The organism is Evansella sp. AB-rgal1 (assembly GCF_041820985.1).
Taxonomy (GTDB): domain Bacteria; phylum Bacillota; class Bacilli; order Bacillales; family Salisediminibacteriaceae; genus Evansella.
On the sequence record NZ_JBGUAU010000010.1, the window covers coordinates 1 to 25,138 of the forward strand.

The window sequence follows — 25,138 nt, forward strand, 5'->3', positions numbered from 1 at the left end:
GGTTATTTTTCACAGCAGATAGCGGATGAAGCTAGACAAAAAAAGTGCTTTTTACTTTTAATCGGTCAGGTTATTTGACACGAGGTCCTGGCGCCTGGAGCTAGACACCTTTCTAAGTTCAAAAAATTTTATAAATTCTTATCTTTCAAGCAAAATCACATGTGACTTTTTTCTGTTAAATCAGTGTTTTATAGATAAATAGATGTGAAATCACAAAGTAAACCACAGCCCTATTCACATAGGTGCAAATAAATATATCCTTCATGTGATTTCGATGTGAATTGCCCTGCCAATTTTAATGTGAAAGGGAAGTACTTGGATATTTATATTTAAGTATATGAAAAGATATATAGAATTTTTCAAGCAATGTAATGAAAGAAACGAGGAGAAATGTTCAATGTTATAAATAAACGGAGAATTTTCCCTTATTTAATAAATAGCACGGAAAACAGTCAGAATAAACGGAGAAATTCCGCTTATTGACTTGATCTATTTAAAAAGGGGGGATTTTCCTTAGTATAGGCGGAAAAACTCCCCTTATTTGCTAAGAAATTAGGTGAATTTTGATTTTAAACGGAATTTCTCCGCTTATTTTATTTCACTGGTCAGTATAGGAATACATAGACTTGGCGATAAGTTACGTTTATCTAATAAACTTCCAAGAAAACCTCATTTACTTCAAGAAACGGTTAATGAAATAAGCAAATATAAAAACAATGGCACGAAGAACCTTCGTGCCATTGTAATATGCGAAATATACTATGGATCTAGTTACGAAAGATGTGTGATTTATCGTGTGAATTCGTCTGTGATTTGACGTTTTGCTCCTCTGAAGTAAACCCGTAACTATTTTCAGTAGGTGCTTTTTTTTGGGCTTCATTCAAGGAATCACGCGAACCGTCCCCACTGCTTCCTCGAAGGGTCTGCAAAACCCGCCATAATACTTCCACTTTATCGGTGGTTTCCCATGGGAATGGGGTGCTGTTTTGTTTAAAATGACCATACACGGCGGTGTTTCGATAGATTGGTTGCTTTAGTTGTAAAGTGTTGATGATTCCCGTTGGGGTAAAATCAAATATTTTCTCTACCAAAACTTGTAGAATCTCCATTGGAATTGTTTCTGTGCCAAAGGTCTCCAGATGAATGGAGATGGGATTTGCTACACCGATGGCATAGGAAACAGAGGTTTGACAGCGTTCCGCCAAGCCTGCCGCTACTATATTTTTCGCTACATATCTAGCCATATATGCCGCAGATCTATCTACTTTCGTTGGATCTTTTCCAGAAAAAGCACCGCCACCGTGAGGAATGATTCCTCCGTACGTATCAACAATGATTTTCCTTCCTGTGAGACCTGTATCTCCTGCAGGACCTCCGATCACAAAACGACCTGATGGATTAATTAATATCTTTGTCTTTTCATCACGTAACTCAGGTGGAATAATAAAATCGATCACTTCTCGTAACACATCTTGCTGAAGCTGTTGCTGGGAGGTTCCTTCATGATGCTGTGCAGAGAGAACGATGCTTGCAATTCGTAATGGAGTGTGATTGTCTCCATATTCCACTGTTACTTGTGTCTTCCCATCTGGATATAAATAATCAATCACTCTATTTTTACGGACAAAAGCTAATCGCTCTGCCAATTTGTTTGCGTAATAAATGGGCGTGGGCATGAAATCCTTTGTCTCAGAACAAGCATAACCATACATAATTCCTTGATCTCCTGCACCAATCTGTTCCTTTGCTGGTGGCACCTTTTGAACTCGATATTCATAAGCAGTATCCACTCCAGCTGCAATATCCTCTGACTGTTGAATTACATTTTTTATAATAAGACACGAATTCCCGTCAAATCCTGTTACCAGCGAATCATATCCGATGGAGCATAGCGTTTTTCTAGCAATATGGTCTATGTCCACTTGTACCTTCGACTTCACTTCCCCAGCGATGACTAATAGATTATTGGAAATCATGCACTCTATCGCCACTCTTGCATCTCGATCCACTGCTACATACGCATCTAAGATGGCATCTGATAGTTGATCACATACTTTATCAGGATGTCCTTCGGTTACTGATTCCGATGTTATGAATGTTGTTTTCCCCATCATAGATCATCTCCAGTCAAACATTAACTCTGTTTGATCATCTCTTTTTTCAATTGATTCGGCGTAATCTTTTCAATCTTTTTGAAAACTTTACAGAAATAACTTGGTTCGCTATATGATAGTTGAAAGGAAATATCAATAATCTTGCTATCATTATAGAAAAAACCTTGCTTTGCTAATTGCATTTTTTTCATTTGAATATACGTGTTAAACCCTTGATTATAGTTTTCCTTAAAGATTCTACTCAAATATCCCTGACTAATATGACAGTTTTCTGCCGTATCATTCAACGAAAGGTCATCATAGATATGTTTGTCTACGAAGCTAAATAATGTAGACAATTGAGGTTTCTTTTGAATGGTGCGTTGTTTGTAAATTTCATCAAACATCGTAAAGAGAAAAAACTGCGTTGGAAATTTATCTTGAAAGGAAATTTCGTCAAATTTGAGCTTCTTATATAGATAATCTTGATTCTCTTTTTCTGTACAATTGATCAACCGAAATATTTCCTTCGACATACTTTCAACGAGGCTTTGCTTATCATTTGTTTGCCCAACTTCTTTTTCCAGCAATTGTTGTAAACTTTCTAACGAATAATACACTTCACCAAAGTTCTTATTCATAACAAGATTACGAATTACTTCCATAACTTTTACCGAAGTATCGAAGCTAGTTTGCCTCTCCTCTAAAACCTCATTTACTTTTGCTATAGTAATCGGTTTGACTAAGTAATCTTGAACGCCGTATTTTAATGTTTTTCTCATATATTCATAGTCATTATAGGAAGATACTATGACTACAGAGGTGCTCTTATGTTCTTGTTGTAAGATTTGAAGCAACTCAAAGTCGGGAACATCAGTGTAGGTAACATCTACAAATAACAGATCTATTTTGTTTTTATAAAGGATAGAAAACAACTGATGGACCGTTTTTGTAACAGCGACAAGCTGATAGTTTTTATTTTTCCCCACGATAGATTCCATGGCTTTTCCCGCTAAATAATCCCGATCAAATATAACAACATTCTGCAAGGATTACTCCTCCTTCGTTTCTTTCGGCAAAATGATTGTCACAGTAGTGCCCTTTAACGGTGCCGAACGAATCGTAATATCATATTTTTCACCAAACATCGTAATCATTCTTTTGCGAGTATTGTTTATATTTAACCCAATGAGCTCTTTATTGGAGCTATTTTTCTCTAACCGTTTCCCGTATATTTTGTCGAGAATTTCTTCCTTCATTCCGCGACCATTGTCTTTTATATGAATGATAATATCATCCTGTTTTTCCTCAATGGAAAGCTCTATTCTCCCTTCCCCATCTCTAGCCTGAATACCGTGAACAACTGCGTTTTCTATGAATGGGAAAAGTACTAGCGGCGGAATCTTTATGTTACTTATTTCACAATCAATTGTAACCGAAAGCTCCAAAGTTTCTCCAAGCTGCATTTTCTTGATGAGCATGTAGTTTTTCACATTTTCTATTTCCTTTGCCAAAGAAACCATCGCTAAATTAGAGCTTTGGTTATATTTCAGCATTTGAGCAAATAAATTCACCATTTCATTCGTTTTGTTTGCTGACTCTATGATGGATAGATTATTAATAGATTCCATGACACTCATGAGAAAATGAGGTGCTAGCTCAATACCTGTTTTCTTGATTTCCATTTTCTTATATTCATTTATCCTGTTATCTTTAATTAGATTTTCCGAGAGGAGGCGATTATTTTCCTTTTTTAACTCCTTTTCCACTCGAAGTGCTAACTGCTTTTCTATCATTTCATTTACTAGAAAATGAGCGAGACTTGCTACTGTCTGCAGACGCTCAATCTCAATAAGAGGTGTTTCCATATATTTTTCAAATAAAGTTGGATGGTCCTCCATCTTCATTTCTTCTTTGATAAAACTGCCAAGCTGTTCTAAATTACCAACATCGTTTACTCGAACTTGGCCCATCAAAACTGCACCAAGATGTTGACCCTGAATAACAATAGGCACTGCGCAATCTACTAATCCAGCAGGGCAACAATAAATGTACGGTTCGTTTTTCATTGCAGCCTTTAACCCTCCATAAGCATCAGAAAAAAAGCAGCTTTGTTTACACGAAGTAACTTCTCTACGAAACTTGCAAAAATCAGAGAAGGAAGTTTCTTTTGTAATAGGCTTTCCTTTATAATCCACTGTAACCATAGAAATGCCCGTAAGCTCTGCTAGTTTATTTTGAATTTGCTGTAGGGTATCTGTATTGATAATCGTCCTCAGTGATAAATCACTAAGAATTTTATTTTCCATGCCCTCATCATCTTCAAATAAATCAAATAAATAATTATTCGTAGATATGCTCAAGTAACCCACCTCCTAAAATAAAGCGCAAAAAAGAAAATGCTTACATTTCATTATACTTTATTTTAGGGCATGTTAATTTAAATTGTTTACGAGTTCACATATTATTAGAATTTATTACCATGAGAGAAGCAGTGGTTAGTCGTATCCAAGAAATTATGGAACTATTCTTCGCTCTTGGCATAGAGCATCGAGCACGTTCACACCCCATACTTCTGGAAAAATAATGCGCGGTACTGACACCATCATTTGTTCTTTTTATATGATAGATAAATATATTCTCGCTAGCTCTTCATTCGACAGATCCACTGGATTTCCAGCATAGGTAAAATCTTTTTTGGTGTTTTCGATCATGACTGGTAATGCGGAAATATACTGATGTTGATCGAATTTTAACGATTGCAAACTTTGCTCACACTGTAAGATTGTAGACAAAGCTTCTACTTTTCTTACAAAAGCTTCTACACACTCTGTATTGGAAGCATGTGCTGGAGAGAACTGTAGTTTCTTCGCTAGATCAGCATACTTTCTTTCCACTGATTTCTCCTTGCTATTATGCTTTACAACTTTTGGCAGGAGAATCGAATTAATGAGTCCATGAGGATAATGAAAATGTCCACCAATTTGGTGTGAAATGGCATGACAAATCCCTAATCCTGCACTTTCAAATGCTAAGCCAGCTAAACAAGAGGCTTCATGCATTTTTTCTCTCGCAACTAAATCTTCTCCATGTTCATAGCATGTTGGTAAGTAGTCAAACACATAAGAAATAGCTTTCTCCGCAAAAGAATCACTGAAAACATTCGCATTTTTTGCCACTAACGCTTCACATGCATGAGTTAGAACATCCATGCCACTGTATGCTGTTACGGTTTTCGGACAGCTTACTACAAGCTCTGGAAGTAATAACGCCACGTCAGGTACTAACCGTTTATCTACGATGGGATGCTTTATCTTCTCGTCGGTATCCGTCACAACAGAAACACTTGTCACTTCTGTGCCAGTTCCACTCGTGGTTGGCATAGCCAGAAAGCTTTTTATCTTCATGTCATGCGGTCCTTCCACAAAATATCGCACCGCTTTTGCCGTATCGATGGCAGAACCACCACCAATAGCAAGAATAACGGACGGGCGAAATGTAACCACCTCGCTTATCCCCTCCACAACATTTTCAAGAGGTGGGTCAGGTACGATATTACTAAAAAGCTGAACAGTATTTTTCTCCGTCAAAAGCTTCGTTAGTTTAGTTAACATTGGTGAACCTACTAAGAAGGCATCACAAACGAGCCAAATTCGCTCCTTCTTAATGTTTGCTAGCTTTGTCTCTACGGATGATGATCCATAAATAATTTCTGTTTTCATGGTAAAAACATTCATTCTGTCACTTCCTCTACTTAATAGAGAATCCATCTGTTAATACGCATCTTCTCGTTCTTGCAAAATGCCTTGCTGTTGTCGTTCCTTCTCCAGTAGGAGTGGCAATGGTAAAGGTAGTTGGTCCTTCTCCTCGAAATCCAATGCCAGCAAAGGATGGTCCATTTTTTACAAAAATAGAAGTTTGTAATTCTCGTGCTGCTTTATTTAAACGAGTAACGTTTTGTGAATGCATTGTTGCCGTATGCTGTAAGCCTTGTTCTACCTCTAACGCCAGCTCCAACGCTGTCTCAAAATCAGGAGTTCGCATAATAGGTACCACCGGCATTAACATCTCTTCTACGGTGAACGTCATTTTCGGATTACCTTCCACCACGACTAATCTCGGCTCTCCTTGGAAGTGAATTCCTGCGTCTCGTAAAATCATTGATGCTGGTTTTCCAACATATGCTTTATTTGGTTTCCCATCGATCACTAGTAATTGCTCTAGTTTGCGAATTTGTGATAACTCTTTAATATAGACTGCTCCTGCTTTTTCCATTTGAAAAATCAAGAAATCTGCGATACTTTCCACAGCGATGATATTTTTCTCCGCAATACACGGAATGTTATTGTCAAACGAAGCTCCATCTACAATGTCTGCTCCTGCTTTTTCAATATTCGCCGTTTCATCTACAATCGTTGGAGGGTTTCCAGCTCCCGCACCTAGCACCTTTTTCCCTGTCATCATTGCTTGACGAACTACGCCAGGTCCTCCTGTTACCACTAATAGATTAATATCTTTATGCTCCATCATTTGTTGTGCCGCTTGGATGGACGGTTTGTTAATCGTTACAACGAGATGGTCGATCCCACTTGCTTCTTTCACTATTTTGTTCATAAGCTCAATCAACCAAATGGACGTTTCTTTCGCCCCAGGGTGTGGACTGAAATACACAGCGTTTCCTGCTGCAAGCATTCCAATGGCATTACTAATCAACGTTTCCGTAGGGTTCGTACTCGGAGCAATGGCTCCAATGACGCCATAAGGAGAAAGTTCATATAGAGTCATTCCACAATCCCCAGTGATCACTTGAGTGACAACATTCAAATCTTCTACCCCAGGTGTTTGGGTAATAGCAATCGTATTTTTTTGAATTTTGTCTTTCACACTACCCATTTGCGTTTCTTCGTAGGCGCGAGTAGCTATCTCCTCTACGATCGGTAATAACTTATTTCGTAAGTCTTCAATGACTTTTTTCCGACGAGATAAGGAGCTATGAAAATACTTTTTCTGTGCTATCTTTGCAGCTTGAACTGCTTCATCTACCGTGTCAAAAATACAAATAGCATCTGTAACCACTGGTTGATGAAACGTTTGTTTCTTAGAAGGAACCTCTTCTTTTTTTATAGAAGTAGTTACTTCTGTTCCACGAATTATTTGGTTCACTAACTCTTCTATATTGATGTTTTCCATAAACGTATCTCCTTCTTTATTATCACTGTTGATCTTTTAAATCCCTTCATAGCTATCGATAATCCCAACGATAGCTGCATCCACTGGAGATTTAGGATTTGCTAAGCTGGCTCTTGCTGAACTTCCAAAGGAAATTAGTACATGTTCTCCTCTTCCCGCACCAACTAAATCCACTGCGACGATGGTCTTTCCAGCATCTAGATCCTTCGATTGAACTAGATTCACAATCATCAACTTCTGACCTGTGAGAGATTCTTCTTTTTTTGTCGCCACAATATTTCCAATAATCTTCCCTATATACATCTTCTTTCAGCTCCTAATTCCTCTTGTTTACTAATCATTGCGATGCCTAGCGGGGTAACAAACTGCGGGAAATCAGGCTGAATCACAGGTCTTCCTAGTATTTTTGAAAATGTAGATGCAAATTGTGGAAAGTCCGTTGCACCACCTACTAAATAGATATGTTGAACCGGCTTTCCATACGCAGTCAAAAAGGAAGTAACAATGGACGCCATTTTTTCAACAACAGGAATGAGAATAGGAAATGTTTCCTCTTGCTTGCTTTTATCCCTCTTGATTTGCTCCCCTTCTTCCGTGGGAACTCCTAAATATCCAGATAACACGAGGGTCATTTGGGTACCACCGGTTGCTTCATCTGCGGAAAACACAACCTCTCCATCTTTGAATATACTGATTCCCGTTGTTCCTCCACCAATATCAATAACGGCACCTTCCTGTATATTCAGTACCGTTGCCGCGGCTGTGGGTTCATCCACAATAGAAACGAGCTCCATACCACTTCCTTCGATGATGTTGCCGACTACTTTTTTGTTATTTCCGATCGTTCCAGGAGGGATCGCCCCCGACGCACATGTTAAGGGAATCCCTAACGTTGACTCTGCAAGTTTTTTTAATTTGGTAGTTTTCTGAAGGGCTTCGATATAATTCACCACTAAACCGTCTCGAACAACATTAGCATTCTCGAATGCTGCAAAAAGTGGTTGATCATCTTCGTCCACAACCACAAGAACAATGGAGGAAGTGCCCAAATCGACCCCCACTTTTGTAATGGATGTTTGTTTGAGTGATTGCTCATTTCCGTTCGCTAACGCATTCACTCTTGCTAAAGTTTGGTTTGCGGTTATTATATTCTCCATAAAGATACGCTCCTTCTTGTTTTTTAAAACTATACATGTTGTCCTATATAGAGTGGATAATCGCTACGACCTTTTGTTACTCTACAAATCTAGCAACACTCTGTGGAGTGATATTTCCTGCGTTTGCTTCGTCTGTATCGATATGCATTTCTAATTTAAATTTTTCACCAATTCGGATAGCACAGTCCTCGAAGATAATACTTCGGCCTTCGCTGTTTACTCGAACGTTCACACATTCTCCTTGGGTTACTTGCAATAGCTTGGCATCTGCTGGTGACATGTGAATATGTCTCTTCGCTACAATGACACCTTTCTCAAGAGTACATTCTCCAAATTCACTTTTTAACGTAATGCCTGGTGTGTGTTCAATTTCTCCAGATAAGCGAATAGGAAGTTTCAAGCCTAACTGTCTTGCATCCGTCATAGAGAACTCAACTTGGGACTCTTTTCGGAACGGACCTAGTATTCTAATATTTCGGAGTTCTCCCTTAGGACCAATGGCAGTTACCGTTTGCTCTGATGCAAATTCTCCTGGCTGGTTCAGTTCCTTCAACACCGTCATTTGCTTGTTCGGAAATAACTTTTGAAAATCAGCTTGTGACAAATGGATGTGTTTGTTGGAAATACCAATAGGAATTGAGATGGCAGATTTTAAATTAGAAACAATTCCTCCGATGATGTCTAAAAGTGCCTGGTCATTCATTCCTTATCCCTCTTTGTTTGTTAAGAATTTCTCCACATCTGCATGGGGTCTAGGTATAACGTGAGTGGAAACAACCTCCCCAACTTTTCCAGCCGCAGCTGCTCCTGCATCTGTTGCTGCTTTCACCGCTCCCACATCTCCTCGAACTAACACCGTTACTAACCCTGATCCAATCTGCTCATAACCAACTAATGTAACGTTTGCTGCTTTCACCATGGCATCTGCTGCTTCCACAGCTCCAACAAATCCTCTTGTTTCAATCATCCCTAATGCATTATTCATGTCTATTCCTCCTATTTTTGATTTTCTGATAAAATATTGAGTGATTTTTCTTTCTCATTGGCCTATTATTTTTCATCCGTTTTTTCTACTGAATCCTCTTTCGGTTCGGATTCTTCTGTTGCTGTTGATTTGGTCACTGGCGCTTTTTCAATAGTATTCGTTGACACGGACTCTTCCTTTGGAGACTCTGTTTGACTTACTTTCTTTGTTTGTTTCTTTGGTGTTGTTTTTCGTCTCGTGCTTTTCGGCTTCGTTTCTTTTTTCGCCGGAGTCTTCTCTTCTGGCTCCTCTTTTGATACATGGTCAACTGTAACGATGAGGGTTTCCTTCAAATCAGCCGCTGGTCTTGGAATCACCTTCGAAGACACATACTGATTTTTTTCCCTGCTATACTGTTCGCCCGTTGCGATTGCTGCCTGAACTGATGCCACATCTCCTTCGATAAAAATGGTCATCCAACCATTCCCACGCGTTTTTTTCATTTCTACAATGGAAATGTTCGCTACTTTTGCCATCGTATCCGCTGTATCAATAGCAGCAACTAGTCCCGCTACTTCAATCATTCCTAACGCTTGTGTCATTTTGCACCTCCTGTTTTGTTATTCACAAATCAGTTGTATGTTTCGTTCTTGTATCAACTCTTTCGCTAATTTCGTAATTATCGTATCTCTTGAAATGAGATAAGTAGAATGTGGTTCTATCATGCGCACATCCTCTGCAGTAAGACATCGTGGTTGTTCCACCTCTTTTATTACCCGACGATAAAATGCCTCTTTTTCCATAATCGATATTCCAAATTCCTGAATAGTTCGTTCATACGCAACAAACATTTTGGAATATTCCGGTGATGTCTGGAATGTGCAGGAAGAAAGTCCTTCCCTCCACACAACAACCTCCATTGAATTCTCTAGCCATTGTTGGACCACTTCTGTCTCGTAATTATCCGCGATACCCAAGGCAATTTTTGCTAGATTACTTTTTGATAAAATTGGAATCAATAAGCAATTTCGTTGATTGTTTCTCCAATTACCTAGTTTCATTGATTGCTTTTCTGTTTCAGAAAGATACACAATCTCATACTGCTTTTTAACACTCTCTATATGTTCAAGAGAAACGTCTCTATTTTTCCCAAGTACATATAAGGAAGGTTTCGTGCTCGATCTTTGCGATTCTTTCTGTTGCTCCTGAGCAACTATCTCAGCAACTACCTTTTTCACAATTTCCTCTATTTGTTCATGAGTCAACGGACTTCCCCCTTCCCATAACAACATCCTCACTTTGCAAATTTCTAAATGTAGGGAGTTGTCACAGATACAGGCGTTTCTCCAAGCGTACCTAATAAGGAAATACCAATATCTCTTGCGGCCATCACTGCTTGTCGAACAGCTCCAGAATCACCACTAACTGTGAGAATCACTTCATTGGAAAAACTCGTGCCATTTGCTGGCGAAGAATAGCTAACTACTTGCACGTTTGCAGCTTTTACTGCTGCATCTGCTAACACAACGCCAATCGCTGCTGGCCCCGCACAAATGAGGCCAAACGATTTCCCAAGAGGCGCTCCGAATGCTTTTTCAATGGCGTAGCTTGCACGAGCAGTATATTGGAACTCTAAGTGACCTGCGTCATTGCTATACACGTCGCCCATCGTTGTTTCAATGGTTTGCAGTGCAACCTCTATGGCACGGCGAGCATCCGATACGTCTTCACTTCCAAGGATAATCAAGCTTCCGTGTCCTGCTCCACCCTTTGTATCTCGTGGTAATTCAATAGAAAGAACTTCTGTATTTGTCGCTTTTACAGCTTCGTCCACCGCCATAATATGTGGTCCTGCACCAGTGCGGGCACCGAGAATTCCGATGGATCGATATTTTTTATCAATATTCATTTTTTCATGAAGTAGTTGATCCACATTCGCGATAACTAAGCCAATGGTATCTCCTATCGCAGTACCAACAAACTCTGTCAAAGAACTTTGCTTTTCACTTCGCTTCAAGGTATTTTTACTAGACTGTAATTGCTTTTCTACTTCTTCCATTACTTTTTTCCGAATTTGTTCGTCCATATCACTACCTCTTTCTCGTGGTATCGTTTACATAGGTACGAAGTTTTAAAATGAGAATCGTCCACTATCCTCATTTCCATTCAGTTCATGCGCTCTCTTTATACACTTCATTTTAAAGAAGTTTAATTTCAAGCATTAATAAAATCACGCTCAATTTATGGTGAAATTCAAACCAGTTGGGGGAAATTGAATGATTTGTCGGTGGGGGAGGCGATCTCTCATGGGTTTTTATTTGGCAGTTATTCTATGAAAAACCTCATTACTGGTACAAGAGCTGCGGCAGATTATCTCACTAAAGGTAACCCGGTAGAAAAATAAAAAGAAGGGCGTTTTTTGCCCCCCTTTAGTTAAATGATTTTTTTTGATTGTACTCTTCTACATATTCTTCATAGTCTAAAACTTCAATTGCATTCGACCAGTGTAATACAGTTCCAACGAAATCTTTTATATCAAGACCTTTCATTTCATATGTATCTTCTGTATTAACTGTTCCTGTTGCATCTTCTATAAAAGTAACCTTGAACCCTCTGTCAAAAGCTGAAATAGCTGTAAACATACAACAGAATTCAGTGTTAAATCCAGTGATAAACAAGTGTTTCACACCCAGTTCCTCTAATTTTTCAGACAAGTTTGTATTAAAAAAAGAACTTGGAGTTTGTTTCTCAATTACATAATCAGCGTAACCTTTTAAGGATTTATGTAATTCAGAACCAACGGAATCCTTATAAAGAGGACTTTCCTCATTCTCATCAAAATGTCTCATAAAAATAACCGGCATCTCATTTCCCTTGAAATCCTTTATTACATTTTCCATAGTGGATAACTCTTGTTTAAAGTTTCCAAAGTTCACAATTCCATTTTGAACATCAATTACTAATAAAGCCTTCATTGTAATATATTCACCATCCTTGTTAGTATTGAATAAACACTTCAAAGAAAACTACGTATTTACTATTTGTACATTAAAATTACAAACATATAATTGTATTGAAATTGCGAGTACCTTTACTCAATATCAACCCAATTGAGTTCATTTCCTTCTACTAGCGAGTGAATCATTTTTAAATGATCCTATCGTTAAGTATTTCATATTGATACACATAACGATCATTTCCATAGAAGGAAAAACGATTATGTGATGTAAGTTCTATACGATACTCCATCTCATACTCTCGTCGCATATCGTCATCCAATTTAAGTTCCATACCAGAAAAGTTTTACACTCCCCATTTGTTTTAGCAGTTTTTCTATCCATTGTTCCATTCGATCTCATTCTTAGAGAATCTCAAAACCATTTTACTCAAAATTCGAAGTAAAAAATAAATTAGGAAAAAATTAAATAAAAAGCCTAATAAATGCAGTGAAACATAGCCACTCGGAAGATAATAACTAAGCCATTGCGCAGGAAATCCATAAAAACGATTTCCATTTTCAATAAACACCCCAATAACAGGTACAAAAGCAATCCCTATCGTAATAACATAACTTAGGAAGTACAAATTTTTATATAACCGCATATCTTTTCCGAATAAATATATACCAATTACTCCAATAGCCAATGCAATAATAATACTCGGTACGTAAAAACTAGGATCTCCTACGTTATACGACCTTGTACTAAAAAACGCAAGAAATAGAAAAACAATAACAATATAAAGAATCTGAAGTTTATTCTTCATCATTTTCCCTCCCCTTTTATCCTAATTCCCCTTAATTCATGAAGTGGATCTTTTGTTTACTCAGGTTAATTCTACCATATATACCCAGTGTAAAATCCTTTTTTTACATGTTTCCTCATAAAAAAAGCAATTGTAAGCTTGACTAACGCGTTTACTTCAGAGGTGCAAACAAGCTAATCACAAGCAAAAACACATGCGATTTCATAGCTTAAATCACATGTGTTTTTTTGTTGATATATAAGTGTTTTATAGTTAAATAGACACAAAATCGCACGTTAATTCACATGCCTATTCACATAGGTGGAAGTAAATATTTCCATCTTGTGATTTTGATGTGATTTGCTATGTGAATTCTAATTCGAAAGAGAAGGATTTGGATATTTATGTTAAAATGAAAGTAAGAAAAACATAGATTTTGTGAATGATTTCACTTAAACTATCGGGGAGATTCCTTTAGGAAAGGATGCCCTTTTTCAATGCCGATAAGGAAATGAATGTTAAACTAAAGGAGCATTAAATTTATTTAGAAAGGCGGGAGGAAATGTTTGCACAGATATTTTTAGGACTTGCATTGATTATTGTAGGGGTATGTCATTTACTAAATAAAAGGTTGTTTCTACACAAAAATATTGAAAGTTATGTAAGTGATGTTCGCTCATTTCAAAAAGGAGCAGCGTTGCCCTATTTTTTATTAGGAATACTTTTTATGGTTATGGGGATTGTTGAAAAAAAGGCAATTCTCGAAACATTAACTTTTGTAATGGTATATATTATTTTAGCTATAGTTCCTCTCACTATCGCGTTAGTAAATAATAAAAAGCATGGAGGAAAGTATTGGTTTCGGTGAATCTAATTTTGTCTTTAATTATTGTGAATAAATGTACTTAAACTATCGCTCTTTAATTTAATAAGCCGCAAGCTCTGTCTTGTTCAAAGGCGGAGTTATATTTGCTTAGATAAGATATAGCTTTCATTAAAAGTAGAGGAGTTTTTTTATGAAAGTAATTTATTCTTTTGAAGAAGGAAATTATGTGATGGAAAGCCCCGAAAAAGTAGAAGTAGCTTTTGGGAGGTTTTTAGCTCTATTACATAGTTCGTATGAAGAAAATGAATTTATAACAATACTGGACGAAACATCAGGAAAGTACATCCAAAAAGGCATACAAGATGTAAAATCAATAAATATTATTTTTGATAACGAACACCCTTCTTTCTGAGTCTGAATTCTTTTTAAAATATGAAAGGAATTTGTGGAAGTTTTAACTAACGGGGTGCGTTTAGTGCGATAAGCAAATATGAAAACAAAGGCATGAAGAACTGATTCTTCATGCCTTTTTAATATGCGAATGATACTGTGATTTCGGTTGTGAAAATTGTTAGCCTGTGAATTTGTCTGTGATTTTCCGTTTTGCACCTCTCATGTAAACCCGTTAAAGCTTGACTAAGTGGTTAAAAATCCTACTATAACAACATAGAAAGACTAACAAACAACCTTTAAGTTTGTTAGTCAAATGAAACTTATTTTTTTAATGTTATAAATCACGGACGGATCCTAAACTAAAAGGAGTTATCCCTCCAGTTCCAATACCTTCCGATAAGCAACCAAACGCGAATACCTTCTCTTTGCATCCTCCTCGTTCTTCAATAGCAGCACCGCCGCAGCCTCACGATTTTTGTTCCATAGACCTGAAAACCGCTTTTCTCCCATTAAAAATTCAAGATAGTTATCCCACTTCGGTTCCTTCGAATCAAGCATCAACCTCGGTTTCCCTGTTTCAGAATCCATCGACGTATAACGAAACAACGGCCAATAACCGACTTCCACCGCCTTTTTTTCCTGCACCAATAAAGACGAATTCTCATAACCATGCAACACACACCGACTGTACGCAATGACAATCGAAGGACCATCATGATTTACCGCCTCCTGAAACGCTTGAAACGTCTGCTGCGGCTGCGCACCAAGAGAAATCTGCGCAACATACACGTTATCATAATTCATCGCCATCATCGCCAAGTTCTTCTTCGCTGTTTTCTTACCACCAGTAGAAAACTTCATCCTCGACCCCACCGGACTCCCCTTCGTCGCTTGACCCCCAGTATTGGAATAGCCCTCATTATCGAGAATCAAAATATTTACGTTTTCACCCTTGGAAAGAATATGATCGATCCCGCTGAACCCAATATCGTAAGCCCAACCATCACCACCAATGATCCACTGACAACGCTCGGAAAAATAATGACGATACGCAAATAACCGCTCCAACTCCTGACTGCTATGCATTTCATTAAGCAACGCCATAGTGAGATTCGTACCAACTTTTTCGGAAAACTCCTGACGTTCGAATGCTTCGCACCAAGACGACATTGCTTGTATTAACACACTACTATATTGAGTTCCCCTCATAATCCCACGCATCATTCCATACAGCTTCCGCTGGATCACTTTTGCTCCCATATGCATTCCAAAACCATACTCCGCATTGTTTTCAAGTAAAGAATTGCCCCAAACAGGTCCACGACCATTTTCATCCGTAGTATAAGGAACAGATGGTGCAGTGCAACCCCAGATGGAAGAACAGCCTGTGGCATTGGCGATGATCATCTTATCTCCAAACATTTGCGTTAATAACTTCACATACGCTGTTTCACCACACCCTGCACAAGCACTGGAAAACTCTAGTAAAGGCTTGGAAAACTGCGAATCTCTAACACTCTTGTTTTTCGAAAAACGAACAAGACTTTTGTTTTTATTCGCAAACGCCCAGTGGTCCGCTTCCTTTTGATGTTCCGTAATCGGCTTCATCATTAACGCCTTCTCTCTAACTGGGCAGACATCATGACAAATCGAGCAACCAGTACAATCGAATGGAGATACTTGTATTCGATATTTTGTTTCCGAAAATCCTTTTGCATCAATCGTTTCCACATTCATAGTTTCCTTATCTAAAAGAAATGGTCGAATCGCTCCATGTGGGCAAAGCAAAGAACATAGATTACACTGACTGCATTCATCCTTATTCCATATGGGAATTTCCGCGGCAATCTCTCGTTTTTCCACTGCTGTTGTGCCTAAAGGCAACGATCCATCGTTCATCCCGTGCTTCTTCAATGTTCCAACGGAGATGTCATTCCCTGTTTGCAGAAGCATCTTCCTTTGTATATCTTCATAAAATGAATGTGATTTTCCCACAAAATGTTCTTCTTTCATACAAGCTAGCCACTCCTCCGGTACAGAGACACGAAGCAAATGTTCAATGGCCATATCCATCGCCTGACAATTTCGATCCACAAGGTTGAGATCTATATCTCCATATCTCAAACGATACTGCTTTTTTAGCTGATCCTTTGCCGCTTCAAAATCCATTAGATTCGTAAGATAAAAGAAACAGATTTGCATAATCACGTTTATATGAGGATACAAACCAACCTTTCGAGCGATTCGGTCTGCTGGGATCGTAAATAGCTGAATGTCATGCTGAGCCAGATAATTCTTCATGAAAGCAGGAAGAATGTTTCCTACCTTCTCTCCCGCTTCAGAATTAAGTAGGAAAATGCCGTTCTCCTTTAAGCCTTCCAGAAGATCATATTTCGTTACATATTGCTCCCGATAACAAGAAACAAAGTCCGTTTTGTTCACAGAATACCTCGAAATTATAGGTTTTCCGGAAAAACGAAGCTGAGATATTGTAACGTTTCCTGACTTTCTTGGATCGAACCAAAACTTCCCTTGCACATAGTTGCTAGTGTTTTCCCCTATAATTTTCACCGTTTCCTTACTACAGCTAACTGCGCCATCGGAACCAAATCCCCAGTTTTTCACCTGGAAAGCGGTGGTGTCTGTCAGATCCTTTCCACCAACTGGATCAAGAGATAAACAAGTCACATCATCGTTAATCCCGATTGTAAATCGCTTCTTCGGTTGAGACTTTTCTGCTTCAAAGAACACTCCACGAATATGGTCCGGAGTCACCTCTTTAGAACCCAATCCATACCTTCCTCCGATGATGACTGGACGGTGTTGCAAATCATAGCACACACTTTGCACATCGAGTAATAACGGTTCCGCTACAGAACCTGACTCTTTTGTTCTATCTAATACTACGATTTTTTTAACCGAAGCAGGGATCGTTTCTCGAAAAGTTTCCACTGGAAACGGTCGGTACAAATGAATTGTTATTACACCATATTTTTCCCCAAAAAAAGCTTGTTCGTCGATGACTTGCTTAACCGTCTCTGACACAGAACCCATTAGGACAATGATAATTTCAGCATCGTCCGCACCATAAAAGTCGACTAGGTCGCAAGCAATCGGAAAAAGTAATGCTAGTTTTTTCAAATTATCTTGTACGATCATCGGTACCTTTGCATATAAATCATTGTTTATTTCTAGCTGTTGAAAAAATATGTCGGGTGTTTGGGAGCTACCATATGCTCGTGGTTGATCATTTCGAATAGATTGCTCTTTGAAAGCTGCATATACATCCTCATTCACACAGATTCGTAGCTCCTCATATGTAGGTAGCTGGATCGACTGCATTTCATGACTCGTATCAAACCCTTCAAAAAAGTGAATGACGGGTAACCTCGTTTCCATCGCAAGGAGGTGAGCAACCGTCGCAAAGTATGCTGCTTGCTGAACAGATGCGGACGACAACAGGATTGCCCCGGTCTGACGAACGGCCATTACGTCGGTGTGATCCCCATAAATGCTCAATGCACTGCTTGATAGGGAACGAGATGAAACGTGAATGACCGCCGGCAATAATTCTCCAACAAATTTATATATGGTAGGCTCCATTAACAACAATCCTTGTGAACATGTGTAGGTTGTTGCCAAAGTGCCTGATTTAAGAAGTCCATGCATCGCACCAGCAACTCCACCTTCGGATTGCATATCAATGGTAGTCACTGGTTGATTGAAAACATTTTCTCTGTTTTTCTGGCTCCATGACTCCACCTGTTCTGCCATTGGAGAAGAAGGGGTAATTGGGTAGATTACCGCTGCTTCTGTGAATGCGTAGGAAATATAGGCAACCGTTTCATTCCCATCCATTACTTTCTTCATTTTGTTCCCTCCCCTTTTTTATTTGAAAAATCTGCTGGTGACTCCGTTCATGGTTATCTAACTCAACTTTTTCATTTATAAATAAGTCTAATGGACTGTTACCAAAACGAGTAAAACGATTATGTTTGTTTTGTTGTAAAATCCAACGCTCTTCCAACAGATTTGCGGTTGTAAGTTATGGGCTCGGCCCCATTACACCACTTCCTTCTATATATAAATCTCTTCTACTCTCTCTCCTAAGGGCATATCCCAACTTAGTAAGTTAGAAAGCTTACTAGAAATCCCCCCCATGTTCTTGCGGTTTGCAATTTACACTTTTTCGGTTGGATAATTGCCTTTTTTCCTTTTGAAAAACATTTATACTAAACTCGTGTAATCGTTTTCGTCCACTTTTGTTTTATTACACACTCTGGTTAGAGTATGTTGATTCTTTCATGCGCGATAAGAATCATTGATTTATAAGATTTTCCATAGTAATGAGTCTTCAACTTTATTTTTCACAAAAGGAATTTCTAATTAAAGGGGCAATGTAATGTCAGATCAAGAGTATCTCACTGCATTGATTAGCAAAGTCGTTGCGAAATACTACGGTATCGGGGAAGCGAATCCGTTCCATGAGGACTATGATTCCATTCAACTAGTAGAGCACCTTACATTTGTCACAAAGAAAGTTATCGAGAAAAGTAACGAGTTAAATGTGAAAGTGTCCATTGCAGTTGCTAATACGACAGGAGAACCCATCTTCTTTTATCAAACACCAGGAAGTATCCTTGCTAGTAATGAGCTTTCTAAACGGAAGGCATATACCGCTGTTGCAATGAAGAATTCAACAAAAGCATTGCACGAGCTCGTCCAGCCAAATAGAGCGTTGTATCAATTAGAAACTGTCACCGATGGGAAAATTGTTACTTTTGCTGGTGGAGTTCCACTCTTTGATAAGCACGATAGGTTGCTTGGAGGAGTTGGAATTAGCGGTGCTCCAATACCTGAAGATGATCACCTATTAGCAACGCTGTTCGTAACAGAGTTTAGAAAACAATGCTTTGGAATTTAAAGGTTTCTTTATTACCATAATTGGTATCGTTTTTTCCATAAAAACTTTAAGTAAAAATGATAACGCTATCTTTTTTTTGGAAAATCGTATCTGATTTTTTACCATACCCGTTCATCAAACTATTTTCATAAATAACAAGGTTGAGAGGAGATAGATTTTTTATGAAAAAATATGTTGTGAAACAAGGTTTTTCTGAGCCAACACAAAGAGTCAAGGATTTAAAAGCAGCTATCTTAAATGCGAACCCTCGTATTGAAGCAGAGCGTGCGGTTTTAATCACGGAATCTTACAAACAAACAGAAGCACTTCCTGTTGTATTACGGCATGCGAAAGGTTTAGAAAATATATTAAACAATCTTCCTGTTGTGATTCGTGATAACGAGTTAATCGTTGGAACGGCAACAGTGGAATCTCGTTCATGCCAAATGTTCCCGGAGTTTGGTCCTCAAGGATTAGATCAAGAGTGGGAAACAGTAGCAACTCGATCTGCAGATCCTTTCGCTATTTCTAGTGAAGTGAGAGCACAATTAGAAGAAGTATTTGCATATTGGAAAGGTCGTACAACGAGTGAATTAGCAACTTCCTATATGTCCGAAGATACAATGACTGCGTATCAAGCAGGAATTTTCACCGTGGGGAACTATCACCAAGGGGGAATCGGACATATTGCAGTAGATTATGAAAAAGTTTTGACAAAAGGAATTAGAGGAGTTATCACGGAAGTCATTCAAGCAATGCAAAAAGCAGATAAAAAAGCTGCAGATTGGATTGAAAAAGAAGCGTATTACCAAGCGACGTTAATTACATTAAAAGCTGTTATTACTTTCGCAAACCGCTATGCTGATAAAGCGAAGGAAATGGCGACATATACAACAGATCCAACAAGAAAAGCAGAGTTGCTAAAGATTGCAGACATTTGTAGACGTGTACCAGAATATCCAGCTTCTACTTTCCATGAGGCTCTACAATCATTCTGGTTCGTTCAATTAGTTATTCAAATCGAAAGCTCTGGTCACTCCATCTCTCCAGGACGTTTCGATCAATATATGTTCCCGTTCTACGACAAAGATGATTCTATCACGCAAGAAGAAGCACAGGAATTATTAGATGTATTATTCGTAAAGTTTAACGATTTAAATAAACTACGCGACATTGGAACAGCCACTGCGTTTGCTGGATATCAGCTATGGCAAAACGTCAACTGCGGAGGGCAAACAAAGGATGGTCGAGATGCGGTAAACGCTCTTTCTTATATGGAAATTGATGCAATGGCTCACGTCATGTTAGCAATGCCATCTTTATCCGTTCGTGTTTGGAACGGTACGCCTGACCAATTTTTAATAAAAGCAGCAGAACTAGCTCGACTCGGAGGAGGTCAACCTGCTTTTTATAATGATGAAGAGATTATCACTGCAAAGGTAAACCGTGGCTTAACGTTAGAAGATGCTCGTAACTACGCGGTCATCGGTTGTGTAGAGCCAGAAAGCCAAGGAAAAGAAAATAGCTGGGCAGATGCTGCGCTATTCAACTTACCGAAAGTATTAGAAATTGCCATGAACAACGGACGTTGTAATGGCGAGCAATTAGGACCTAAAACGGGAGAATTTGCAGATTTCAAAACATTTGACGAGTTCGTCGAAGCTTATGTGGAGCAAATGAAATTCTTCGTAAGTCTGCTTGTAAGAGCTTGTAATGCGGTAGACGTAGCTCATCGTGAGCTTGGGCAAATGGCCTTCGTTTCTACTCTACTAGAAGATTGCATCGGTCGTGGGAAAACGATTGAGCAAGGTGGAGCAGTGTACAACTTCACTGGACCTCAAGGAATTGGATCTGCAAATATCGGTAATGCACTGATGGCTGTAAAAAAACTTGTTTTTGACGACAAATCATTAACGATGAGAGAGCTCAAAGAAGCAATCGATAATAACTTTGGTGCTCCACAAGGAACTATTTCTGATTCTAGTATTTCCTCTACTTCCAGCGATGTAGCCTATGACTCTATCGTAGAAGCGGTAAAACGAGTGCTTGGGGAAAACAGTAGCATCAGTTTAGATAATATCGACATCGATAAAATAATTGCCTCCACACAAGCAAGTCAGCATGTAGCTGCTACTTCTACTGGTGGAAATTCTCGATACCAACAGATTCACCAGATGATCATGGATGTCGACAAATACGGGAACGATTTAGATGAAGTAGACTACTTAGCTCGTCTTGGATCTCGCGTATATTGTGAGGAATTAGAAAAATATCCAACTCCTCGTGGAGGAATCTTCAACGCAGGTCTGTATCCAGTATCCGGGAACGTGTTGTTCGGATCATTCATTGGAGCAACTCCAGATGGTCGCTACGATAAAGAAACGATTGCTGAAGGTGTATCACCTACACGCGGAACAGATGTGAACGGTCCTACTGCTGCATCAAACTCTGTAGCAAAACTAGACCATTTCATCGCATCAAACGGTACGTTATACAATATGAAGTTTAGTCCTTCTGCCGTTGCAGGTACACAAGGCTTACAAAACTTAGTTTCTCTTGTTCGAGGATATTTTGATAAAAAAGGCGGTCACGTTCAATTTAACATCATAGACCGTAGCATTTTACTAGATGCTCAAAAGAACCCTCAGAACTATAAAGATTTAGTTGTCCGAGTTGCAGGTTATAGTGCCCAATTTATTGCACTGGATAAAACAGTACAAGACGACATTATCGCAAGAACAGAATTTTCAAGCTTCTAACCTATTTTTTCAAAAGGAAGGAACTCAAAGGATATGGAACAGGTTGATTATGAAAAACAAGCTTGTGTGTTCAACATTCAACGTTTTTCCATTCACGATGGCCCTGGAATTCGAACAATCGTTTTTCTAAAAGGATGTCCCCTTGCTTGTAAGTGGTGCTTTAATCCTGAATCACAATCCGCTAAGCCTACGAAGGATTTTGGAGAAATGATGACCGTAAAAGATGTGTATGAAGAGATAAAAAAAGATCAAATTACGTATCGCCGTTCTGAAGGAGGCATCACCTTCTCTGGAGGCGAAGCGTTAATGTATCCTGATTTTTTAGATCAACTCATTACGGTTTGCCAAATGAACGGATGGACCACAGCGATCGAAACAACTGCATTTGCTAACGAGGATATTATTCGTAGAATTATTCCCAGATTAGATCATGTCCTTCTTGATATAAAGGCTATCCCGTTCGATGTTCATATAGAAGGAACGGGTGTAAAGAACGATGGCATTTTAAAAAATGCGTTGCTCATTAATGAAATTGCTCAACATGTTATCATTCGTATCCCGGTGATTCCAAACTTCAATTTCAGTGAAAAGCAAATTCACTATATTTGTGAATTTGCGAAGCATATGTCAAATGTGTCAGAAATCCATCTGCTTCCTTATACCAATTTCGGAAAAAGCAAATATGAGCTATTGAATCGCGACTTTGAATGGAAGGATATTGAACCACTTCGCACGGCTGATTTAGAATCTCTGAAGGAATTAGTAGAAGGACACGGATTTACTTGTAAAATCGGCGGTTAACGCAAGATAGGAGGGATTTATTTGGAAGATCTATTACAAAAGGTACTTCAGGAAGTGGAAAAAGAAATTCATTCTAAAAAAGGAGATTCCCAACCAATGAAACAAAAACAATGCTCCATCACAGAGTTCGTTGGTACAGCCATAGGAGATACGATCGGCTTAGTCATTGCGAACGTGGACCATCTTCTCCATGAAAAAATGAACATTGATAAAAAGTATCGATCCATCGGTATTATCGGTGCCCGCACTGGTGCTGGTCCTCATATTATGGCGGTAGATGAGGCAGTAAAAGCGACAAATACGGAAGTTCTTTCTATTGAACTAGCTCGAGATACAAAAGGTGGTGCTGGTCATGGATGCTTGATCATCCTTGGTAGTGAAGATGTTTCCGATGCTCGTCGCGCTGTAGAAGTTGCATTGCAGACCATTGAAACAACGATGGGAGATGTGTACAGCAACGAAGCAGGTCACTTAGAGTTTCAATATACTGCTCGCGCAAGCTACGCTATTGAGAAAGCATTCAGAGCTCCTCTCGGTAAATCGTTTGGTCTCATTTGTGCAGGGCCTGCAGCTATTGGTGTGGTTTTAGCAGATGCTGCGGTTAAAGCTGCAAATGTGGATGTAGTAAGTTACGCATCACCAGCAAGTGGCACTAGCTTCTCTAATGAAGTAATTATTACGGTAAGTGGCGACTCTGGTGCAGTTCGACAAGCGGTAATCGCCGCAAGAGAAATCGGGATTACCTTACTAGGCACATTGGGTGAAACTCCAGTCTCTGTGACGAAACCATATATTTAAAAGATAGGCTATGGAAAGGTGCTTTTGGAAACTATTCCGTAGCTACCCAACTAATGAAGGAGGAACAAAAATGAATTCAGATGCTTTAGGGATGATTGAAACAAAAGGTTTTATTGCTGCAGTTGAGGCAGCAGATGCTATGGTAAAAGCAGCAAACGTTACTCTTATCGGCTATGAGCGAATTGGCTCCGGACTCGTAACAGTACTTGTTCGTGGAGATGTTGGGGCTGTTAAAGCAGCTACTGATGCAGGAGTTGCTTCCGCTCGCAATGTAGGCGAAGTAGTTTCCACTCATGTGATCCCACGCCCACATATTGATACAGAGAAATTTTTGCCCAGTAAGTAATTACTAGAAAACAAAGCCTGTTATGGTAATCCATGATGGGCTTGTTTTTATTCCCTATTCTATGAAGCTACTTACGATCTTAGGAAGTCACTACCAAACGAATTTGAATCTCTGATTTTTGCCCAATCATTTAGTCGCCAAACCCTTTCGCAAACCGAATCAAATGAGGATACAGCACCTCAAAATTACATCTTTTTTGTCATTTTTCGACTTTATCCGTCAATATTAACAAATTCTTAAACTTATTATTCTAAAAGTGTGTTATTATTTATAAAAAGACATGTAAATCGTAGAGGAGTCAAGGTATTCATTACATTCTTAAAATCCTTGAATATGACATTATGATTATATATATTATCATTATATTAACTCAAACTTTATTGAACATATTTTTAATATCTTCCATTGTCATATTTGAAGATAACATCACTATTATTGGTGTACCAGTACACCTTCTTTTCATGATGATGTTAAATATCTTATGTCTCGTTCTATTAGCTGTTACGGCAATAAGAGAACAGAAGCGAAAAATTTCTTTAACAGAAAATACTCATGAAGAACAATTTCAAGCACTAGTTACTTCTGTTCGTTCTGACCGACACGATCTTAACAACCATCTAACTGTTGTGGCGGGCTTAATTAAACTAAATAAATTTCCCTCAGCAGCTAGCTATATTGATAATATCGTTGGTGAAGTTCAAATCACGAATCGAGCATTACAAATAAGTAACCCAATACTTTCCTCTATGTTATATACAAAAATGGGTAATTATGCAAAAGAACAAATCCCATTTGAGCTTGCTATTGAAAGTGAAACCTTTGCAGCTAAGTTATCATCAACAGACTTCATTCGCTTACTAAGTAATTTACTAGACAATGCACACGATGCAACAGTGGAACTACCAAAAGAGAAACATAAGATTGTTCTCGCTATGACAGAAAATGATCGTGGATACCAGTTAACGATAAAAAATACAAGTATACACACAACCTTTAACGAAAAATTTCTGGAAATGGGATATTCTACAAAATCTCAGGGGAACAGAAAGAGAGGCTATGGACTAGCTATCATTAATCAAATTACACAAAAGTATCATGGGGAGTTAAAAATAACGAACGAAAATTCACTCGTTGTAATAGAAATCCATTTACCAAGGAGTTAGA

The 25,138-nt window shown here is 38.6% G+C and carries 22 protein-coding genes and 1 pseudogene; 8 read left to right on the forward strand and 15 right to left on the reverse strand.

The features are described 5' to 3' along the window. Positions 1-938: 938 nt before the first annotated feature. From metK to ACERII_RS10085, 14 genes and pseudogenes are all read right to left on the reverse strand, one after another. A pseudogene (metK, locus tag ACERII_RS10020) lies at positions 939-2,114 on the reverse strand (methionine adenosyltransferase); the annotation flags it as partial. A 20-nt stretch (positions 2,115-2,134) separates the two neighbouring features. Further along, positions 2,135-3,142, reverse strand: a complete 1,008-nt coding sequence (locus ACERII_RS10025; RefSeq protein WP_373642016.1) for an AraC family transcriptional regulator — start codon at positions 3,140-3,142, stop codon at positions 2,135-2,137. Positions 3,143-3,145: 3 nt separating this feature from the next. Further along, on the reverse strand, positions 3,146-4,456 hold the full coding sequence (locus ACERII_RS10030; protein WP_373642017.1) for a sensor histidine kinase: 1,311 nt from the start codon (positions 4,454-4,456) through the stop codon (positions 3,146-3,148). Between the two features lie 255 nt (positions 4,457-4,711). After that, positions 4,712-5,830, reverse strand: a complete 1,119-nt coding sequence (locus ACERII_RS10035; RefSeq protein WP_373642019.1) for a 1-propanol dehydrogenase PduQ — start codon at positions 5,828-5,830, stop codon at positions 4,712-4,714. A gap of 13 nt (positions 5,831-5,843) precedes the next feature. Continuing rightward, positions 5,844-7,283 carry an aldehyde dehydrogenase family protein gene (locus ACERII_RS10040; protein ID WP_373642021.1) on the reverse strand — a complete coding sequence of 480 codons (1,440 nt, stop codon included), beginning with the start codon at positions 7,281-7,283 and terminating at the stop codon, positions 5,844-5,846. 36 nt (positions 7,284-7,319) lie between these two features. Next, a complete protein-coding gene (locus tag ACERII_RS10045) occupies positions 7,320-7,586 on the reverse strand; it encodes a EutN/CcmL family microcompartment protein (RefSeq protein WP_373642022.1) in 267 nt (88 codons plus the stop codon). Further along, entirely contained in the window at positions 7,577-8,440 is an 864-nt protein-coding gene (eutJ, locus tag ACERII_RS10050) for an ethanolamine utilization protein EutJ (protein ID WP_373642024.1), read from the reverse strand. Before eutJ ends, ACERII_RS10045 begins: the two co-directional genes overlap by 10 nt. Before the next feature lie 76 nt (positions 8,441-8,516). Continuing rightward, the gene (locus ACERII_RS10055) at positions 8,517-9,143 is read right to left on the reverse strand and encodes a phosphate propanoyltransferase (RefSeq protein WP_373642025.1); all 627 of its coding nucleotides are present in this window, start codon (positions 9,141-9,143) and stop codon (positions 8,517-8,519) included. 3 nt (positions 9,144-9,146) lie between these two features. Next, entirely contained in the window at positions 9,147-9,425 is a 279-nt protein-coding gene (locus tag ACERII_RS10060; protein ID WP_373642027.1) for a BMC domain-containing protein, read from the reverse strand. A gap of 65 nt (positions 9,426-9,490) precedes the next feature. Further along, positions 9,491-10,006 carry a BMC domain-containing protein gene (locus tag ACERII_RS10065; RefSeq protein ID WP_373642029.1) on the reverse strand — a complete coding sequence of 172 codons (516 nt, stop codon included), beginning with the start codon at positions 10,004-10,006 and terminating at the stop codon, positions 9,491-9,493. Positions 10,007-10,024: 18 nt separating this feature from the next. Next, a complete protein-coding gene (locus ACERII_RS10070; RefSeq protein WP_373642031.1) occupies positions 10,025-10,669 on the reverse strand; it encodes a hypothetical protein in 645 nt (214 codons plus the stop codon). A 44-nt stretch (positions 10,670-10,713) separates the two neighbouring features. Next, complete coding sequence (gene pduB, locus ACERII_RS10075; RefSeq protein WP_373642032.1) at positions 10,714-11,490, reverse strand: propanediol utilization microcompartment protein PduB; 777 nt, start codon at positions 11,488-11,490, stop codon at positions 10,714-10,716. Positions 11,491-11,833: 343 nt separating this feature from the next. Continuing rightward, on the reverse strand, positions 11,834-12,379 hold the full coding sequence (locus tag ACERII_RS10080) for an isochorismatase family protein (protein WP_373642033.1): 546 nt from the start codon (positions 12,377-12,379) through the stop codon (positions 11,834-11,836). Between the two features lie 358 nt (positions 12,380-12,737). After that, entirely contained in the window at positions 12,738-13,169 is a 432-nt protein-coding gene (locus tag ACERII_RS10085; RefSeq protein WP_373642034.1) for a hypothetical protein, read from the reverse strand. 541 nt (positions 13,170-13,710) lie between these two features. Here ACERII_RS10085 and ACERII_RS10090 point away from each other — a divergent pair. Together ACERII_RS10090 and ACERII_RS10095 are read left to right on the forward strand one after the other, a co-directional pair. Next, a complete protein-coding gene (locus tag ACERII_RS10090; RefSeq protein WP_373642035.1) occupies positions 13,711-14,016 on the forward strand; it encodes a hypothetical protein in 306 nt (101 codons plus the stop codon). Between the two features lie 148 nt (positions 14,017-14,164). Then, on the forward strand, positions 14,165-14,386 hold the full coding sequence (locus ACERII_RS10095) for a hypothetical protein (protein WP_373642036.1): 222 nt from the start codon (positions 14,165-14,167) through the stop codon (positions 14,384-14,386). A gap of 350 nt (positions 14,387-14,736) precedes the next feature. On the opposite strand, the gene nifJ is transcribed toward ACERII_RS10095, so the two are convergent. Continuing rightward, on the reverse strand, positions 14,737-18,237 hold the full coding sequence (gene nifJ / locus ACERII_RS10100; protein ID WP_373642038.1) for a pyruvate:ferredoxin (flavodoxin) oxidoreductase: 3,501 nt from the start codon (positions 18,235-18,237) through the stop codon (positions 14,737-14,739). Between the two features lie 532 nt (positions 18,238-18,769). Between nifJ and ACERII_RS10105 the strand changes: the two genes are divergently transcribed. From ACERII_RS10105 to ACERII_RS10130, 6 genes are all read left to right on the forward strand, one after another. Then, positions 18,770-19,291: a GlcG/HbpS family heme-binding protein gene (locus ACERII_RS10105; protein WP_373642040.1), complete on the forward strand. Its 522-nt coding sequence runs from the start codon at positions 18,770-18,772 to the stop codon at positions 19,289-19,291. A gap of 161 nt (positions 19,292-19,452) precedes the next feature. Beyond that, a complete protein-coding gene (locus ACERII_RS10110) occupies positions 19,453-22,029 on the forward strand; it encodes a glycyl radical protein (RefSeq protein ID WP_373642041.1) in 2,577 nt (858 codons plus the stop codon). A 33-nt stretch (positions 22,030-22,062) separates the two neighbouring features. Then, positions 22,063-22,830 carry a glycyl-radical enzyme activating protein gene (locus ACERII_RS10115; protein ID WP_373642043.1) on the forward strand — a complete coding sequence of 256 codons (768 nt, stop codon included), beginning with the start codon at positions 22,063-22,065 and terminating at the stop codon, positions 22,828-22,830. A 21-nt stretch (positions 22,831-22,851) separates the two neighbouring features. Further along, the gene (gene pduB / locus ACERII_RS10120) at positions 22,852-23,628 is read left to right on the forward strand and encodes a propanediol utilization microcompartment protein PduB (RefSeq protein WP_373642045.1); all 777 of its coding nucleotides are present in this window, start codon (positions 22,852-22,854) and stop codon (positions 23,626-23,628) included. A gap of 70 nt (positions 23,629-23,698) precedes the next feature. Beyond that, positions 23,699-23,974, forward strand: coding sequence for a BMC domain-containing protein (locus ACERII_RS10125; protein WP_373642047.1), 276 nt, complete (start codon positions 23,699-23,701; stop codon positions 23,972-23,974). 341 nt (positions 23,975-24,315) lie between these two features. Beyond that, entirely contained in the window at positions 24,316-25,137 is an 822-nt protein-coding gene (locus ACERII_RS10130; protein WP_373642049.1) for a sensor histidine kinase, read from the forward strand. Position 25,138 lies beyond the last annotated feature (1 nt).

Excerpts from the sequence above, each read along its gene's own strand:
- ACERII_RS10085 (WP_373642034.1), bottom strand. The coding sequence starts at position 13,169 with ATGAAGAATAAACTTCAGATTCTTTATATTGTTATTGTTTTTCTATTT.
- ACERII_RS10095 (WP_373642036.1), top strand. The coding sequence starts at position 14,165 with ATGAAAGTAATTTATTCTTTTGAAGAAGGAAATTATGTGATGGAAAGC.
- ACERII_RS10035 (WP_373642019.1), bottom strand. The coding sequence starts at position 5,830 with ATGAATGTTTTTACCATGAAAACAGAAATTATTTATGGATCATCATCC.
- ACERII_RS10090 (WP_373642035.1), top strand. The coding sequence starts at position 13,711 with ATGTTTGCACAGATATTTTTAGGACTTGCATTGATTATTGTAGGGGTA.
- ACERII_RS10040 (WP_373642021.1), bottom strand. The coding sequence starts at position 7,283 with ATGGAAAACATCAATATAGAAGAGTTAGTGAACCAAATAATTCGTGGA.
- ACERII_RS10065 (WP_373642029.1), bottom strand. The coding sequence starts at position 10,006 with ATGACACAAGCGTTAGGAATGATTGAAGTAGCGGGACTAGTTGCTGCT.
- ACERII_RS10115 (WP_373642043.1), top strand. The coding sequence starts at position 22,063 with ATGGAACAGGTTGATTATGAAAAACAAGCTTGTGTGTTCAACATTCAA.
- ACERII_RS10130 (WP_373642049.1), top strand. The coding sequence starts at position 24,316 with ATGATTATATATATTATCATTATATTAACTCAAACTTTATTGAACATA.
- ACERII_RS10060 (WP_373642027.1), bottom strand. The coding sequence starts at position 9,425 with ATGAATAATGCATTAGGGATGATTGAAACAAGAGGATTTGTTGGAGCT.
- nifJ (WP_373642038.1), bottom strand. The coding sequence starts at position 18,237 with ATGAAGAAAGTAATGGATGGGAATGAAACGGTTGCCTATATTTCCTAC.
- eutJ (WP_373642024.1), bottom strand. The coding sequence starts at position 8,440 with ATGGAGAATATAATAACCGCAAACCAAACTTTAGCAAGAGTGAATGCG.
- ACERII_RS10105 (WP_373642040.1), top strand. The coding sequence starts at position 18,770 with ATGTCAGATCAAGAGTATCTCACTGCATTGATTAGCAAAGTCGTTGCG.
- pduB (WP_373642032.1), bottom strand. The coding sequence starts at position 11,490 with ATGGACGAACAAATTCGGAAAAAAGTAATGGAAGAAGTAGAAAAGCAA.
- ACERII_RS10045 (WP_373642022.1), bottom strand. The coding sequence starts at position 7,586 with ATGTATATAGGGAAGATTATTGGAAATATTGTGGCGACAAAAAAAGAA.
- ACERII_RS10110 (WP_373642041.1), top strand. The coding sequence starts at position 19,453 with ATGAAAAAATATGTTGTGAAACAAGGTTTTTCTGAGCCAACACAAAGA.
- ACERII_RS10125 (WP_373642047.1), top strand. The coding sequence starts at position 23,699 with ATGAATTCAGATGCTTTAGGGATGATTGAAACAAAAGGTTTTATTGCT.
- ACERII_RS10080 (WP_373642033.1), bottom strand. The coding sequence starts at position 12,379 with ATGAAGGCTTTATTAGTAATTGATGTTCAAAATGGAATTGTGAACTTT.
- ACERII_RS10055 (WP_373642025.1), bottom strand. The coding sequence starts at position 9,143 with ATGAATGACCAGGCACTTTTAGACATCATCGGAGGAATTGTTTCTAAT.